Source organism: Sphingomonas melonis, assembly GCF_013409985.1.
In the GTDB taxonomy this organism is placed as follows: Bacteria; Pseudomonadota; Alphaproteobacteria; order Sphingomonadales; family Sphingomonadaceae; genus Sphingomonas; species Sphingomonas melonis_A.
In genome coordinates this window covers 1,059,339-1,073,778 of the sequence record NZ_JACCBY010000001.1, presented here as the reverse complement: position 1 = coordinate 1,073,778, position 14,440 = coordinate 1,059,339, and the positions used below count along the sequence as shown (strand labels likewise).

Below are 14,440 nucleotides of genomic sequence, written 5' to 3'. Positions count from 1 at the left end.
CGTGACGGAGGGGGCCTTCCACACACGCCGCGTCTGTGGAAGCCCCCTCCGCCATTCGGCTCGCGAACGGTCCCCCTCCCCGTGCCGGGGAGGATAAGGGGTAGCGCCCTCCCCTCGCGCCGCGTATCTCGCGGGCATGGCAGCGACTTACCTCCCCACGCTGAAGCAGCTGCAATATCTTGTTGCGCTGAAGGACGCCGGTCATTTCGGCCGCGCCGCCGATGCCTGTTTCGTCACCCAGTCGACTCTGTCCGCAGGCTTGCGCGAACTGGAGACGCTCATCGGCGTGACGCTGGTCGAGCGTACCCGCCGCGTCGTCCGCTTCACGCCGCTGGGCGACCGGATCGCCGACAAGGCGCGCCGCGTGCTGCGTGAGGCGGAGGAACTGGGCGATATCGCCCGCGCCGCCGGCCGGCCGCTGTCGGGCGAGATGCGGATGAGCGTCATCCCGACGATCGCGCCGTTCATGCTGCCCCATATCCTGCCGCGCCTGCGCCGCGATTATCCCGACCTCAAGCTGTTCCTGCGCGAGGAGCCGTCGGGCGCCGCCTGCGAGGGATTGCACAACGGCCGCACCGATTGCGTGCTGCTCGCGCTCCCGTTCGCCTGCGGCGACGTCGCCTCGCATCCGCTCTTCGACGACCGGCTGTTCGTCGCCTATCAGCCCCAGGACATGCCGAGCGACCCGCCGATGATCCCGGCGTCGCTGATCGACGAGACGCGGCTGCTGCTGCTCGAGGACGGCCATTGTCTCAAGGATCATGCGCTCTCCGCATGCAACCGCCCCGAATTGCGCGCCGAGGCGACGATGCTCGGCACCTCGCTGCATACGATCGTGCAGATGGTCGACAATGGCCTCGGCATGACGATGCTGCCTGAAATGGCTCTGAAGGCCGGCATCCTCGACCATACCAACATCGTCGCGCGGCCGCTCGACGCGGAGAATGCGGTGCGGCGGATCGCGCTGGTCTGGCGCCGTGCCTCGCCGCGCGAAAAGGACTTCCAGTTGCTCGCCGAGGCGCTCGCCGAAGCGCGGTAACCCACAGGAGCCGAAGTGATCCGATCCTTTCCTGCCGCCACGCGGCATGCCGCCGTCCTGCTGCTCGCCGCCGGACTTGCCGCCTGCGTCCCGCCGGCCACAGCGCCGGTCAGTGCGCCGCCGCCACCGCCCAGCGCCGCGCCGGTGCCCGTCGACCCCTCGCGCATCGAATCGGAGGCGACGATCGCCGCCTCGATCGCGGCGACGCCGGGGCTGACCACGCTCGCGTCGGAATTGCGCACCGCCGAACTCGACTCGCTGCTCGCCGGCAACGGCCCCTACACGCTGTTCGCCCCCACCGACACGGCGTTCACCCGGCTCGCCCCCGGCATCGCCGGCGACCTGCTCGCGCCCGAGAACCGCGCCGCGCTGGTCACGCTGCTGCGCTACCAAATCGTCCCGGGCGTGCTGAGCACCGAACAGCTCACCCAGCGCATCCGCGCCGGCGGCGGCCGTGCGGTGCTGACCACGCTCGGCGGCCAGCCGATCACCGCGACGCTGACCGGCGACGTGATCACGCTGACCAGCGTGACGGGCAACCGCAGCTACGTCGAAGCGGCGGACGTCGCGCAGGCGAACGGCGTGATCCATGTGGTGAACGGCGTGCTGGTGCCGAATCTGCCGCAGTAGGACGCGCTGTTATCACCGGGTCGGCGGGACGCGGAACCTATGCCTGCAAAACCCGTCGCCCGGGCGTGTTCGAGATGTCTGCGAAACTGCTTCAGTGCTCCTGCGAAGGCAGGAGCCTAGGCCGGATCGACATTCAAGCCTTGAAGAGCTTCCTCCCCCGCCAGGGGGAGGTGGCGCGCCCGAAGGGCGTGACGGAGGGGGAGGTAAGCGACGTCGTAGGTAGCGTGTCCGCCCCCTCCGTCATGCCTTCCGCATGCCACCTCCCCCTGGCGGGGGAGGAATTCCACAGCTTGAATGTCGATCCCACCTTGGGCTCCTGCTTTCGTAGGAGCTGTGCTGCTTCGCCGCCAACGGGGACTTATCAGAGGTCTCGACGTGTTCCTCGGCCACCGATCCGCAGAGCAACGCCTTTTGCGCGTGCGGACCCGTGGGTGCCGGAAAACGTCCGGCATGACGGGAGGGATTTGGCGGGACGTTACCCTTCCCAGCGCTTGGCCGCATCCGCATCTGTCTCGCGCGCCTCGACCCAGCGTGCCTCGCCATTGCGCGTCTCGCGCTTCCAGAAGGGCGCATCGGTCTTCAGCCGGTCGATCAGATAGGCACACGCCTCCAGCGCCGCGGCGCGATGCGCCGATGACGCCGCGACGAACACGATCCGCGTACCCGGCGTCATCGGCCCGACGCGATGCACGATCGTCGCGCCGCCCAGCGACCAGCGCTCCACCGCCCCGGCGGCGACGCGGAACAGCGCCGCCTCGGTGGCGCCGGGATAATGTTCGAGCTCCAGCGTTCCCACGCCCCCCGCTTCGTCCGCGTCGGCGCGGACCAGCCCGGTGAAGGTCGCCACCGCGCCCGCGCCCGCCGCCGCCTCGGCAAGCGCCATTTCGGCGGCGACGTCGATCGCCTCGGGCGTGACGACGACGCGGATCATCCGCCGGTCACCGGCGGGAACAGCGCCACCTCGCGCGCGCCGAGGATCGTCGCGTCCATCGTCACGAACGCCTGATCGACCGCCGCGCGCAGCCGCTCGCGATCGGCGAGCGCCTCGGCGCTGACCGCGTCGCGCGTCGCCAGCCAGTCGACCAGCGCCGCCACCGTCGTCACGCGCGCGGGCGCCTCGACCACCTCCTGCGACCGGCCCATGCGCTCACGCACCCAGGCGAAATACAGCATCTCGAGTCGCATCGCTCAGTCCATATGCTTCAGGCCGACGCGCAGGTAATCCCAGCCCGTCACCAGCGTGAGCACCGCCGCCGCCCACAGGCAGCCGAGCCCGGTCACCTTGATCCACACCTGCGCCGGCAGCGCGCCGGCGAGGATCAGCGCGCCGAACGCGACGAGCTGCAGCGTCGTCTTCCACTTGGCGAGCTTCGACACCGGCAGCGACACCTGCAGACCGGCGAGGAATTCGCGCAGGCCCGACACCGCGATCTCGCGCAGCAGGATGATCAGCGCGGCGATCAGATGGACGCCGGTGATCAGCGCCCTGTCGTCGTGCCGTGTACCGACCAGCATCAGGATCACCGCGGCGACCATGATCTTGTCGGCAATCGGATCGAGGAACATGCCGAGCTTCGACACCGCGCCCTGCGCGCGGGCGAGATAACCGTCGAAATAATCGGTGATGCCCATCAGGCAGTAGAGCGCGAAGGCGATCCCGAATCCCGCTTCCCACCGCGGCCACCACAGGAAGGCGACGAGCAGCGGCACCGCGACGATCCGCGACAGCGTCAGGAGGTTGGGCAAGGTCAGCATCACCGCTCTCCTACCCCGCCGGGGGAGCGGGCGGAACCCCATGCTTCTCTCCGTTTCGGAGGGGCAGGGTCGTCGAATCTGGCGGCGGTGATGAGGCTTGATCGATCTCCCCGAACGATCCGTCACCCCGGACGCATTCCGGGGTCCACCTAGCCGCGAGAGAATTGCGTCGTCTTCGAGCCTCTCTCCCAGCCGCGGAGTGGACCCCCGGAACAAGTCCGGGGTGACAGAGCGAGCTTGGAGACCTCGGGGCCAATATGACCACCCCCATGCGCTTCCCGCCCTTGCAGGGGGGGAGCAGGTGCCCTCCACCTTCCCCGTTGGCGCGCCCCCCGCAAACGGCTATGCCCGTCACAATACCGCCACGATCGAAGGCCGTTAATCGCATGCTGAATGCCCTGGGGTTGCTGAAGCAGCGCCGCTTCCTGCCCCTTTTCACCACCCAGTTCCTCGGCGCCTTCAACGACAATCTGTTCAAGACGTCGATGGTGCTGTTCGCGACCTATGCGATCTTCAACGATCCGCACATGGAGACGAACTTCAACGCGCTGGCGACGGGTATCGCGATCCTGCCCTTCTTCCTGTTCTCGGCGCTTGCCGGGCAATTGGCGGACAGTCACGACAAGGCGCGGATCATCCGCATCGTCAAGACCGCGGAAATCGGCATCATGCTGCTCGGCGCGGCCGGCCTGATGGTCGCGCGTGCCGGCCTGCCGACGCTCGGCGTCGGGCTGATGCTCGGCGCGGTGCTGTTCCTCGGCGTCCATTCGACCTTCTTCGGGCCGATCAAATACGCCATCCTGCCGCAGCATCTCAAGGCGCAGGACGTGCTCGGCGGCACCGGGCTTGTCGAGGCGGGCACCTATCTCGCCATCCTGCTCGGCACGATCGTCGCCGGCTATGTGCCGATCGAGGGCGCGGCGATCCTCGTGCTGGTGGTGGCCGCGATCGGCTGGTTCGCCGCGCGCCAGGTTCCGCCCGCCCCGCGCGAGGGGCCGCGGCTCAAGCTCAACTACAATCCGTTCACCTCGTCGTGGCGGCTCATCCGCACGACGATGCACATCCCGCGGCTGTTCCTGGCGATCTGCGCGATCAGCTTCTTCTGGACGATCGGCGCGGTGCTGATCATCATCTTCCCGCCGCTGGTGAAGAACGTGCTCACCGCCGACAAGATGGTGGCGAGCGGCGCGATCGCGGTCTTCTCGGTCGGCGTCGCGATCGGATCGGTGGTGATCAACACGATGCTGAAGGGGCGGATCAGCGCCCGCTATTCGCCGCTGTCGGTGATCGCGATGGGCGGCTTCGTCGTCGTGTTCTCGCTGCTCTGCCGCAACTGGGTCCCTGCGGCGGCGGGTCAATATTACGACTGGACGCAATTCGTCGCGCAGCCGCGCAGCATCCCGATCATGCTCTGCCTGCTGGCGATCGCCACCACCGGCGGCATGTTCGTCGTGCCGCTCTACGCCTTCCTGACCACCACGGTGGAAAAGGACCAGACCGCCCGCACCGTCGCGGCGAACAACGTCGTCAATTCGGGGGCGATGACGCTGGGCTCGATCGCGGCGATCGGCATCAACATGGCGGGCGTGCAGCCGGTCGACATGCTGTTCCTCGTCGCCGGCATGTGCCTGATCTCCGCCTGGATCGCCCAGCGGCTGCATCTCGCCTGCGACTGAGGCGGCGCGCCTAGAACAGCAGCGTATAGAAGCAGGTGAAGAAGGCCCCGAAGCTGAGCACGAACAGCTTCCAGTCGTGATCGTCGCGGTTGCGCGCGACGGCCGGCGCCGGCGGCGGTAGCGACCGCCGGAACGGGTGGCGGGCCGATTCATTGGTGAGGACGAGTCGTCTGGTCATGGCGAGGACGTTAACGCCTCGTTTACGATATCGGCCATGGCCAAACGGCGACTGGATCTGCCCTGTCCGAGGATGGGACGGTAACGAAAAGGATCACAGGATGAGTGTCGCGTTCCGCCGCGAGAGCGACGAGGAGCATCTCGAGCCGAAGTTCGAGTTGCCCATTCCCAGCGCCCCCAACCTCGTCACCGCGGCGGGCAAGCGGCTGATCGAGGAGCGGATCGCCGCATTGGAGACGGCGATCGCCGCGGCCGATGCAGAGGCGCTCGACGCGCTGCGCCGTGACCTGCGCTATTGGCAGACGCGCCGCACCACCGCGATCCCCACTGCCGCGCCGGCCGACGGCAGCGCCGGCTTCGGCACGCGGGTGACGATCCGCCTCGCGGGCCGGACGCGGACGATCGCGATCGTCGGCGACGACGAGGCCGATCCGCATGCGGATCGCCTCGCTTATGGCGCGCCGCTGGCGCATGCGCTGTTCGGTGCCGAGCCGGACGACGTGCTCGCCTTCAACGGCCGCGACGGCGCGATCGAGGTGCTGGCGGTCGAACCGATCGATCCACCCACGCTATAGCCGAGCTACGAGACCGGGGGAGGTCCCGTAGCTCGACCGTCGGGCACCGGGGAGCACTTAGCATCGGCGGGTCGAAAGTGGGAGAGAACACCGCCGATGGCGTCGCGATACCGTCGCCATATTGCCGCGATATTTCCGCTCCGGCCCCTTTCGGACATTCGCCTGCAATATGGGGGCGTGATGACGGATGGCGAAGGAGCCTCCGCCATGCCGGCATCGCCGTCGATCGCCACCTGCCTGGCCACCCGCCACCGCCCCGGCCGCAAGCAGAGCGATGTCGGCGGCGTCCGCCGCGCCCGCTGCGTCTGCTGCGGCATGCAGCTGATGCGCACCGCGATCAGCCGCCGCTGGATCATCGCCGACCAACTGGGATGATGCGGGCCGGGGACGTGCCCCGGCCGCTGCGTCACACCGGCAACGTCACCCGCGCCACCGCGCCGCCGCCGGGATGATTGGCGATCGTCGCGTCGCCGCCATGCGCGCGCGCAACCCCGCGCACGCTGCTCAGCCCCAGCCCGATCCCGCCGGTATCGCGGTTGCGCGACCGCTCGCTACGAAAGAACGGCTCGAACAGGCGGTGCAGATCCTCGTCCGCGATGCCGGGCCCGTGATCGCGCACCTCGATCAGCGCATGGCCGTCGATCCGGCTCAGCCGCACCTCGGCATCGCCACCATATTTCAGCGCATTGCCGACCAGATTGGCGATCAGCGACTTCAGCCCCGCGGCATCGCCCTCGATGACCAGCGGCTCGCCGTCGTGCAGCGTCACCGGCTCGCCGCGATCCTCCAGCTCGTCGGTGACACTCTCGATCAGCGACCGCAGGTCGAGCCGGCGGCGCTCACCGATCTGGTTGCCGTCGCGGAAGAAGCCGAGCGCCGCCTGGATCATCGCCTGCATGTCGCGGATGTCCGCCTCGCTGGCGCTGCGCAGCGGCTCGGGCGCACGTTCGAGGCGCAGGCCGAGGCGCATCAGCGGCGTCCGCAGGTCGTGCGCGATCGCCGCAATCATCATCGTGCGATCCTCGACATAGCGGTTGAGCCGCGCCTGCATCCGGTTGAACGCCGCCGCCGCGTCGGCGATCTCCGCCGGCCCGCCGAGCGGCAGCGGCGCCGCGCGCGGGTCGCGCCCCAACCGCTCCGCCGCTTCCCCGAAGGCGGCGATCGGCTTGGTCAGCCGCCGCGCCAGCAGCCAGGCGAACGGCGCGATCGCGACCAGCGCGGCGAGCAGCCACAGGAAGGCGCGCCACCGCCAGCTCTCGAAGCCGGTGCGCGCCGCCCGCGCGATCCGCCAGCTGCCGTCGGGCTGGCGTACCGCGACCGTGAAGCGGCCGAACAGGATCTGGTTGCGCGCATCGGGCGACCGCGCGCGCTCGGGATAGCCCTCACGCCGTGGCATCTGGCCGAAGACGATCGGCGGCGGCCCGCCGAAATGGACGTGGACCAGGTCCATCGGCAGTTCGAGCTGCGTCGCCATCAGCCGCCGGATACGGATGCTGCGCGCATCGAACGGCGCGGGATTGCTCGCCTCGCGCGTCACCAGCACCTCGCCGCTTGCGTCGCGCCCGGTGCGCAGCGCGGTCGCGACCTGCGGCACTGAGAAGATGCGTGGCGTCGGCGGCGTGATGAACACGACGAGCGCCACGTTGAGCGCCTGCACCGCCGCGACGCTCAGCAGCATCACCAGGAACACACGCCAGAACAGCGAGCGGCTGACCCAACCGATCCCGATCCGGGCCGGCCATCGCCAGGTCATGCGCGCACCACCGCGGGCACGAACAGATAGCCTTCGTTGCGGATGGTGCGGATGATGTCGTCGCCGCCGCTGCGCAGCTTGCGCCGCAGCCGGCTGATCTGCACGTCGATCGCGCGGTCGAAGGCATCCGAATTGGGGCCGCGTGCCGCCTCGAGCAGCAGTTCGCGCGACAGCACCCGCCGCGGCCGCTCGGCAAAGACGCGCAGCAGCGCGAACTCGCCATCGGTCAGCCCGACCAGCACGCCCTGCGTATCGAACAACTCATGCGCCATCAGGTCCATCGTCCAGCCGTCGAACATCAGCCGCGACCGGTCGGCCGGCTCCGCCTGCTGGCGGCTGCGCAGCGCGGCGCGGACGGTCGCGATCACCTCGCGCGCGCTGCACGGCTTGGTCAGATAGTGGCTCGCGCCGATCTCCAGCCCGACGATCCGGTCGCGCTCCTCGCCGAGCGCGCTCAGCATGATGACCGTGGGGCCGCCGTCGCGGCTGATGCGGCGGCAGGCGGAGATGCCGTCCTCGCCCGGCATCATCACGTCGAGCAGCACCGCATCGATCCGCTCGCGCTCCAGCACCGCGTCCATCTCGCGGGTGTTGGCGGCGGCCTGCACGCGATAGCCGCGCGCACCGAGGCTCTCGGTCAGCAGGGTGCGGATCTCGCGATCGTCGTCGACGACCAGGATGGCGGCCGGCTCGTCCCCCGGTGCCCCCGCATTATGCTGTTGGCTCATCATCGCCCTTCCTTGCCGCCGAATTGTTTCTGCCGGATAACCGCATCATACCGGCTCGCGCGACGGACGGACATCCAACCGCAACATTGGGCTGGTTCACTGGATGCTTCACACGGGGAACCAGTATGAATCGGACCATCGTCGCTGCCCTGCTCACCTGCACCGCGCTGCCGGCCGTCGCGCTGCCGGCCGTCGCGCAGCAGCCGCCCGCCCATGGCAACCACCGCACCTTCATCAGTCCGATGGGCCAGCCCTTCCATGGCGACGAGGCCGCGCCCGATCCCGAGCGCGCCTGGTTCGACGCGGCGGACGGCAACCACGACGGCACGGTCACACGCGCCGAATTCCAGGCCGACGCCAGCCGCTTCTTCACGACGCTCGACCGCAAGCACGACGGCGAGATCGATCCCGACGACATCGACTATTACGAAAGCACGGTGGCGCCGGAGGTGCGGTCGGGCAGCGGCGGGCCGGGGATCGTGGCGAGCAGTTCCGATCCGGACGGCGGCAAGGCGCCCAGCTATGACGCGGGCAAGCTCGGCGCGGCACGGTTCAGCTATTTCCAGCTTCCCGAGCCGGTCACTGCCGCCGACCGCAACTTCAACCGCGGCGTCGACGCGCGCGAATTCGCCGAAGCCGCCGACAAGCGCTTCACCTCGCTCGACACGAACCACGACGGCAAGCTCGGCTGGGACGAACTGCCGCACGTCAGCGGCCGGGCGGCGACCATGGGCCGCGGCGGCAGCGGTGGCCGCGGTCACGGCGGTGGCGGCGGACATCGCGGCGGTGGGGGTGGCCGCAGCGGCGGCTTCGGCGGCGCCGCCGGTGGCATGGGCCCCGGCGGCGACATGACCGGCCTCGGCCGGAAATAGGAGCCGGATTTTCCCGCAGGAGCGGGAGGGGCTCGCCGGGGCGCTTCGATGGATCGCTCCCCTCGGGCCGTTCCGGGTTCACGAGACCTCTGCCAGACGACCCCGGTGCTCCTGCGAAAGCAGGAGCCCAGGAGTCCCGAGCGCCGTAAGGCTTTGTTTTGCTAGGATCTAGGCCGGCTCGACATTCCAGCGTCGGGCCTCCCGCCAGAGAAGTCTGCCGCATATGGAGGCTCGTTTGAGCCCGCCGCCCTCCAATCCCACCCCGTCACCCCGGACTTGTTCCGGGGTCCACTCTGCGGCGAGGAGAAAGGCTTGATTGGCCACCGTTCTCTCGCGGCCCGGTGGACCCCGGAACAAGTCCGGGGTGACGGATGAGAGGAGAAAGCCGATCGAACCTCACCGCAGCCATAGGCGATAGAGGTGTCCCGGCAAGGCGCGCGGAGTCGCACATGCCCTCGGCAGGTGCTTGGATTGCCTGGGGCAATCCAAGCCGGCCCGCCCTAACGGGAAGAAGTCTTCCCTAAACTTCGAGTGTCGGTCCGGCCTTAGTCCAGCCGGCGCGCCAGTTCCTTGTTGAGCCCCAGGGCGACCAGCGTGGCGAAGGCACCCGACAGCAGGTAGCCACCCGCCGCGAGCAGCCCGAACTGGCTCGCCAGCACCAGCGCGGCGAGCGGCGCGAAGCCGGCGCCGAACAGCCACGCCAGATCGGAGGTCAACGCCGCGCCGGTGTAGCGCGCACGCTTGGGGAAATTGTTGGTCACCGCGCCCGACGACTGGCCGAACGACAGGCCGAGCAGCACGAAGCCGCCGATCATGAAGGCGAGTTCGCCAGCATCGCCGCCGGCGAGCAGCTGCGGCGCGAAGCCGCTGAACACCGCGATCGCCGCTGCGGTATAGCCGAGCACCGAACGCCGGCCGATGCGGTCAGCGAGCAGGCCCGAGATCACCACCGAGCCGAGCCCGAAGAAGGCGCCGATGATCTCGATCCCCAGGAAGCGCGCGATATCCTCGTTGGTGTAGAGCGCGATCCACGACAGCGGGAACACCGTCACCATGTGGAACAGCGCGAAGCTGGCGAGCGGCGCGAACGCACCGATGACGATGTTGCGCCACTGCGCCTTCACCGTCGCGGTGACGCGCGACGGGGTCAGCTCGCGGGTCTCGAACAGGCGGCTGTATTCCGGCGTCACGACGATGCGCAGCCGCGCGAACAGCGCCACCACGTTGAGCGCGAAGGCGACGAAGAACGGATAGCGCCAGCCCCACGACAGGAAGTCGACGCCCTCCATGTTGGCGAGCAGGAAGGCGAACAGCGCGCTCGCCACGATCAGGCCGAGCGGCGCGCCGAGCTGCGGCACCATCGCATACCAGCCGCGCTTTTCCGGCGGCGCGTTGAGCGCGAGCAGCGAGGCGAGGCCGTCCCAGGCGCCGCCGAGCGCGAGGCCCTGGCCGATGCGGAAGGCGGCGAGCAGGATCGCCGACCACACGCCGACTTCGGCATAGCCGGGCAGGAAGGCGAGCGACACGGTCGAGGTGCCGAGCAGGAACAGCGCGATGGTCAGCTTGGTGCCGCGGCCATGTTCGCGGTCGACCCACATGAAGATCTGCGTACCGATCGGGCGGGCGATGAACGCCAGCGGGAACAGCGCGAAGGAATAGAGCGTCCCCGTCAGCCGGTCGACATAGGGGAAGACCAGCGCCGGGAAGACGATGACCGACGCGATCGCATAGCAGAAGAAGTCGAAGAATTCGGACGTGCGCCCGATGATCACGCCGATCGCGATCTCGCCGGGGCGGACCTCATGGTCGCCCCGCGTGTTGACGGCACGTGCATCGCGTTCGAGCGATCCGGAATGGGCGGAAGCCACTGACATGTATCGCAGTCCTGTCGTCTCGCAGCCCGAGGGCCGTCAGTCATCAACGCGCCGCACCCGGTTTCGGACGCAGCGCCAACATGACCCCTTACCGCAGCCTATCGCGGCCGGGGATAGGACAAAATGTCCTATTTTGCAGTGCAGCGCACGGGCGTACCGGGCCTGACGATGCGAACCCTCCCGTTCTCCCCCGTGCGTGCCACACGCACTGCCGCCGCGCTCCTGGCGCCCGCCCTGCTGGGCGGGTGCGATTGGGTGGTGATGAACCCCTCCGGCGACGTCGCCCGGCAGCAGGCCAATCTGATCCTGTGGTCGACCGGCCTGATGCTGCTGATCATCGTGCCGGTGATCGTGCTCACCCTGCTGTTCGCGTGGAAGTACCGCCACACCAACGAGGAGGCGGAGTACGAGCCGCATTGGGACCATTCGACCGGGCTGGAGCTGATCATCTGGTCGGCGCCGCTGATGATCGTGATCGCGCTCGGCGCGATGACCTGGATCAGCACCCACGCGCTCGATCCCTACCGGCCGCTGGCGCGCCTGGAAGCGGGCAAGCGCCTCGCCAAGAACGACAAGCCGCTCGAGATCCAAGTGGTGTCGCTCGACTGGAAGTGGCTGTTCATCTACCCCGAACAGGGCGTCGCGACGGTCAACGAGCTGGTCCTGCCGATGAACCGCCAGGTGCGCTTCCGGATCACCTCGTCGTCGGTGATGAACACCTTCTACGTCCCCGCGATGGCCGGCATGATCTATTCGATGCCGGGCATGGAGACGCGGCTGCACGCCGTGCTCAACAAGCCGGGCCGGTTCGAGGGCCTGTCCGCCAACTATAGCGGCGCCGGCTTCTCCGACATGCACTTCACCGTCGACAGCATGGACGACGCCGGCTTCGCCAAATGGGCGTCGGAAGCACGCTCCGCGCAGGCCAAGCTCGACATGCCGACCTATATCCAGCTCGAAAAGCCGAGCGAGAAGGTGCCGGCGATCCGCTACGCGGCGGTCCAGCCGCAATTGTTCGACCGCATCGTCGGCATGTGCACCAAGCCGGGCGAGACCTGCATGCAGGCGACGATGATGAAGGACGGCGCCAAGGACCCGCATCGCGACAGCGGCCACTCCGCCCCGGTCAACGACACCGGCCATATGCGCGGCAGCGAGTCCGAGGGCGCCTTGCAGAAGGACCCCGAGGAGAAAGGCAGCGGCAAGCACCGCAACGCCCCGCGCCCCGCCGCTCCCGGCAGCAACAAGCCGGGCAATGAGGACAATCGCTCGATGACCGCCATCGACCCGCTGCCCGCCCGTATCACCGGCCTCACCGCCGCCGCCCGTTCGTAGGACCGACCTGATGTCCGATGCATTGCTCAAGACGATTTTCGGGCGCCTGACGCTCGAAAGCTTCCCCATCCACGAGCCGATCCTGATCGGCACCTTCGCGGTCGTCGCGATGGGCGGCGCCGCGCTGCTCGCCGCGCTGACCTATTTCAAGGTATGGGGCTATCTCTGGAAGGAATGGTTCACCTCGGTGGACCATAAGAAGATCGGGATCATGTACATGATCCTCGGCATCGTCATGCTGCTGCGTGGCTTTTCCGACGCGATCATGATGCGCGCGCAGCAGGCGATGGCGTTCGGCCCGAACGAGGGCTTCCTGCCCGCGCACCATTACGACCAGGTGTTCACCGCCCATGGCGTGATCATGATCTTCTTCGTGGCGATGCCGTTCGTCACCGGCCTGATGAACTTCATCGTGCCGTTGCAGATCGGCGCGCGCGACGTGTCCTTCCCGTTCCTCAACAATTTCAGCTTCTGGATGACCGCGGCGGGCGCCGTGATCGTCATGGCCAGCCTGTTCGTCGGCGAATTCGCCCGCACAGGCTGGCTGGCGATGGCGCCGCTGTCGGGGCTCGACTATTCGCCGGACGTCGGCGTCGACTATTACATATGGTCGCTGCAGATCGCCGGCGTCGGCACCTTGCTGTCGGGCGTCAACCTGCTCGCGACGATCATCAAGATGCGCGCGCCGGGCATGACGCTGATGAAGATGCCGGTCTTCACCTGGACCGCGCTCGCCACCAACGTGCTGATCGTCGCCGCCTTCCCGGTGCTCACCGCCGTGCTCGCGATGCTCAGCCTCGACCGCTACGTCGGCACCCACTTCTTCACCAACACCATGGGCGGCAACCCCATGATGTACGTCAACATGATCTGGATCTGGGGCCATCCCGAGGTCTACATCCTGATCCTGCCCGTGTTCGGCGTGTTCAGCGAGGTCACCTCGACCTTCTGCAGCAAGCGGATCTTCGGCTATACGTCGATGGTCTACGCGATCCTGGTGATCACCATCCTGGCGTACCTCGTCTGGCTGCACCACTTCTTCACCATGGGGTCGGGCGCGAGCGTCAACTCGTTCTTCGGCATCACCACGATGATCATCTCGATCCCGACGGGCGCGAAGATCTTCAACTGGCTGTTCACCATGTACAAGGGGCGGATCCGCTTCGAACTGCCGATGATGTGGACGATCGCGTTCATGATCACCTTCGTCATCGGTGGCATGACCGGCGTCCTCCTCGCCGTGCCGCCTGCCGACTTCGTGCTGCACAACTCGCTGTTCCTCATCGCGCACTTCCACAACGTGATTATCGGCGGCGTGCTGTTCGGGTCGTTCGCCGCGATCAACTACTGGTTCCCCAAGGCGTTCGGCTTCAAGCTCGACAAGACGTGGGGCACGATCAGCTTCTGGTTCTGGGTGATCGGCTTCTACGTCGCCTTCATGCCGCTCTACGTGCTCGGCCTGATGGGCGTGACGCGTCGCCTGCGCCACTTCGAGGACCCGTCGCTGCAGATCTGGTTCATCATCGCCGCGATCGGCGCCGCGATGATCGCGGTCGGCATCGCCGCCTTCCTGATCCAGTTCTACGTCAGCTTCCGCAACCGCGAGGCGCTGCGCGACCTGACCGGCGATCCCTGGAACGGCCGCAGCCTGGAGTGGGCGACCTCGTCGCCGCCGCCGGCGTACAATTTCGCCTTCACCCCGGTCGTCCGCGATCTGGACGCCTGGTACGACATGAAGGCAAACAATGCCGACCGGCCGACCACCGGCTTCCGCGACATCCACATGCCGCGCAACACCGGCGCCGGGATCATCCTGGCCGGCCTGTCGACGGTGATCGGTCTGGCGATGATCTGGTACATCTGGTGGCTCGCCGCGCTGGCGTTCGTCGGATTGCTGGCGGTCGCGATCGGCCATTCCTTCAACTATGACCGCGATTTCTACATCCGCGCCGACGAAGTGACGGCCGCCGAGGACGAACGTACCCGGCAGCTGACCACGCACGCAGCGGTCGCGGGGGCCTGAGGA

Annotated in this window: 15 protein-coding genes; 8 read left to right on the top strand and 7 right to left on the bottom strand. The window is 68.0% G+C overall.

Annotation, left to right across the window (positions count from 1 at the left end; genetic code table 11):
- Positions 1-136: 136 nt before the first annotated feature.
- Complete coding sequence (locus HD841_RS05130; protein WP_179507755.1) at positions 137-1,039, top strand: hydrogen peroxide-inducible genes activator; 903 nt, start codon at positions 137-139, stop codon at positions 1,037-1,039.
- A gap of 15 nt (positions 1,040-1,054) precedes the next feature.
- The gene (locus tag HD841_RS05125) at positions 1,055-1,669 is read left to right on the top strand and encodes a fasciclin domain-containing protein (protein WP_179507754.1); all 615 of its coding nucleotides are present in this window, start codon (positions 1,055-1,057) and stop codon (positions 1,667-1,669) included.
- 475 nt (positions 1,670-2,144) lie between these two features.
- On the opposite strand, the gene HD841_RS05120 is transcribed toward HD841_RS05125, so the two are convergent.
- The 3 genes from HD841_RS05120 to pgsA are packed head-to-tail and all read right to left on the bottom strand — an operon-like array spanning position 2,145 to position 3,424.
- A complete protein-coding gene (locus tag HD841_RS05120; RefSeq protein WP_179507753.1) occupies positions 2,145-2,600 on the bottom strand; it encodes a molybdenum cofactor biosynthesis protein MoaE in 456 nt (151 codons plus the stop codon).
- Complete coding sequence (moaD, locus tag HD841_RS05115; protein WP_179507752.1) at positions 2,597-2,854, bottom strand: molybdopterin converting factor subunit 1; 258 nt, start codon at positions 2,852-2,854, stop codon at positions 2,597-2,599. Before moaD ends, HD841_RS05120 begins: the two co-directional genes overlap by 4 nt.
- Before the next feature lie 3 nt (positions 2,855-2,857).
- Positions 2,858-3,424 (bottom strand): CDP-diacylglycerol--glycerol-3-phosphate 3-phosphatidyltransferase, encoded by a 567-nt coding sequence (gene pgsA, locus HD841_RS05110; RefSeq protein WP_179507751.1) that lies wholly within the window; start codon positions 3,422-3,424, stop codon positions 2,858-2,860.
- Between the two features lie 386 nt (positions 3,425-3,810).
- On the opposite strand from pgsA, the gene HD841_RS05105 reads away from it, so the two are divergent.
- The gene (locus tag HD841_RS05105) at positions 3,811-5,100 is read left to right on the top strand and encodes an MFS transporter (protein WP_179507750.1); all 1,290 of its coding nucleotides are present in this window, start codon (positions 3,811-3,813) and stop codon (positions 5,098-5,100) included.
- Positions 5,101-5,110: 10 nt separating this feature from the next.
- Here the strand turns inward: HD841_RS05105 and HD841_RS05100 are convergent, their stop codons facing one another.
- Complete coding sequence (locus HD841_RS05100; protein ID WP_179507749.1) at positions 5,111-5,278, bottom strand: hypothetical protein; 168 nt, start codon at positions 5,276-5,278, stop codon at positions 5,111-5,113.
- Between the two features lie 100 nt (positions 5,279-5,378).
- Here HD841_RS05100 and HD841_RS05095 point away from each other — a divergent pair, with 100 nt between their 5' ends.
- Positions 5,379-5,852 carry a GreA/GreB family elongation factor gene (locus HD841_RS05095; protein ID WP_179507748.1) on the top strand — a complete coding sequence of 158 codons (474 nt, stop codon included), beginning with the start codon at positions 5,379-5,381 and terminating at the stop codon, positions 5,850-5,852.
- Positions 5,853-6,059: 207 nt separating this feature from the next.
- Positions 6,060-6,227 carry a hypothetical protein gene (locus HD841_RS05090; protein ID WP_179507747.1) on the top strand — a complete coding sequence of 56 codons (168 nt, stop codon included), beginning with the start codon at positions 6,060-6,062 and terminating at the stop codon, positions 6,225-6,227.
- Positions 6,228-6,258: 31 nt separating this feature from the next.
- Here HD841_RS05090 and HD841_RS05085 read toward each other — a convergent pair whose 3' ends face one another.
- Together HD841_RS05085 and HD841_RS05080 are read right to left on the bottom strand one after the other, a co-directional pair.
- Positions 6,259-7,605 (bottom strand): sensor histidine kinase, encoded by a 1,347-nt coding sequence (locus HD841_RS05085; protein WP_179507746.1) that lies wholly within the window; start codon positions 7,603-7,605, stop codon positions 6,259-6,261.
- Positions 7,602-8,333 carry a response regulator gene (locus HD841_RS05080; RefSeq protein ID WP_373562929.1) on the bottom strand — a complete coding sequence of 244 codons (732 nt, stop codon included), beginning with the start codon at positions 8,331-8,333 and terminating at the stop codon, positions 7,602-7,604. Before HD841_RS05080 ends, HD841_RS05085 begins: the two co-directional genes overlap by 4 nt.
- Positions 8,334-8,458: 125 nt before the next feature.
- Here HD841_RS05080 and HD841_RS20585 point away from each other — a divergent pair, with 125 nt between their 5' ends.
- Positions 8,459-9,205, top strand: a complete 747-nt coding sequence (locus HD841_RS20585; RefSeq protein ID WP_218845366.1) for a hypothetical protein — start codon at positions 8,459-8,461, stop codon at positions 9,203-9,205.
- Positions 9,206-9,750: 545 nt separating this feature from the next.
- On the opposite strand, the gene HD841_RS05070 is transcribed toward HD841_RS20585, so the two are convergent.
- Positions 9,751-11,079 (bottom strand): MFS transporter, encoded by a 1,329-nt coding sequence (locus HD841_RS05070; RefSeq protein WP_179507744.1) that lies wholly within the window; start codon positions 11,077-11,079, stop codon positions 9,751-9,753.
- 168 nt (positions 11,080-11,247) lie between these two features.
- Here HD841_RS05070 and cyoA point away from each other — a divergent pair, with 168 nt between their 5' ends.
- Together cyoA and cyoB are read left to right on the top strand one after the other, a co-directional pair.
- A complete protein-coding gene (gene cyoA, locus HD841_RS05065) occupies positions 11,248-12,414 on the top strand; it encodes a ubiquinol oxidase subunit II (protein ID WP_179508115.1) in 1,167 nt (388 codons plus the stop codon).
- Positions 12,415-12,424: 10 nt separating this feature from the next.
- The gene (gene cyoB, locus HD841_RS05060) at positions 12,425-14,437 is read left to right on the top strand and encodes a cytochrome o ubiquinol oxidase subunit I (protein WP_179507743.1); all 2,013 of its coding nucleotides are present in this window, start codon (positions 12,425-12,427) and stop codon (positions 14,435-14,437) included.
- Positions 14,438-14,440: the final 3 nt, after the last annotated feature.

What these genes read in the sequence shown, in the direction of transcription:
- HD841_RS05130 (WP_179507755.1), top strand. Translation starts at nt 137, where the DNA reads ATGGCAGCGACTTACCTCCCCACGCTGAAGCAGCTGCAATATCTTGTT.
- HD841_RS05120 (WP_179507753.1), bottom strand. Translation starts at nt 2,600, where the DNA reads ATGATCCGCGTCGTCGTCACGCCCGAGGCGATCGACGTCGCCGCCGAA.
- moaD (WP_179507752.1), bottom strand. Translation starts at nt 2,854, where the DNA reads ATGCGACTCGAGATGCTGTATTTCGCCTGGGTGCGTGAGCGCATGGGC.
- pgsA (WP_179507751.1), bottom strand. Translation starts at nt 3,424, where the DNA reads ATGCTGACCTTGCCCAACCTCCTGACGCTGTCGCGGATCGTCGCGGTG.
- HD841_RS05105 (WP_179507750.1), top strand. Translation starts at nt 3,811, where the DNA reads ATGCTGAATGCCCTGGGGTTGCTGAAGCAGCGCCGCTTCCTGCCCCTT.
- HD841_RS05100 (WP_179507749.1), bottom strand. Translation starts at nt 5,278, where the DNA reads ATGACCAGACGACTCGTCCTCACCAATGAATCGGCCCGCCACCCGTTC.
- HD841_RS05095 (WP_179507748.1), top strand. Translation starts at nt 5,379, where the DNA reads ATGAGTGTCGCGTTCCGCCGCGAGAGCGACGAGGAGCATCTCGAGCCG.
- HD841_RS05090 (WP_179507747.1), top strand. Translation starts at nt 6,060, where the DNA reads ATGCCGGCATCGCCGTCGATCGCCACCTGCCTGGCCACCCGCCACCGC.
- HD841_RS05085 (WP_179507746.1), bottom strand. Translation starts at nt 7,605, where the DNA reads ATGACCTGGCGATGGCCGGCCCGGATCGGGATCGGTTGGGTCAGCCGC.
- HD841_RS05080 (WP_373562929.1), bottom strand. Translation starts at nt 8,333, where the DNA reads ATGAGCCAACAGCATAATGCGGGGGCACCGGGGGACGAGCCGGCCGCC.
- HD841_RS20585 (WP_218845366.1), top strand. Translation starts at nt 8,459, where the DNA reads ATGAATCGGACCATCGTCGCTGCCCTGCTCACCTGCACCGCGCTGCCG.
- HD841_RS05070 (WP_179507744.1), bottom strand. Translation starts at nt 11,079, where the DNA reads ATGTCAGTGGCTTCCGCCCATTCCGGATCGCTCGAACGCGATGCACGT.
- cyoA (WP_179508115.1), top strand. Translation starts at nt 11,248, where the DNA reads ATGCGAACCCTCCCGTTCTCCCCCGTGCGTGCCACACGCACTGCCGCC.
- cyoB (WP_179507743.1), top strand. Translation starts at nt 12,425, where the DNA reads ATGTCCGATGCATTGCTCAAGACGATTTTCGGGCGCCTGACGCTCGAA.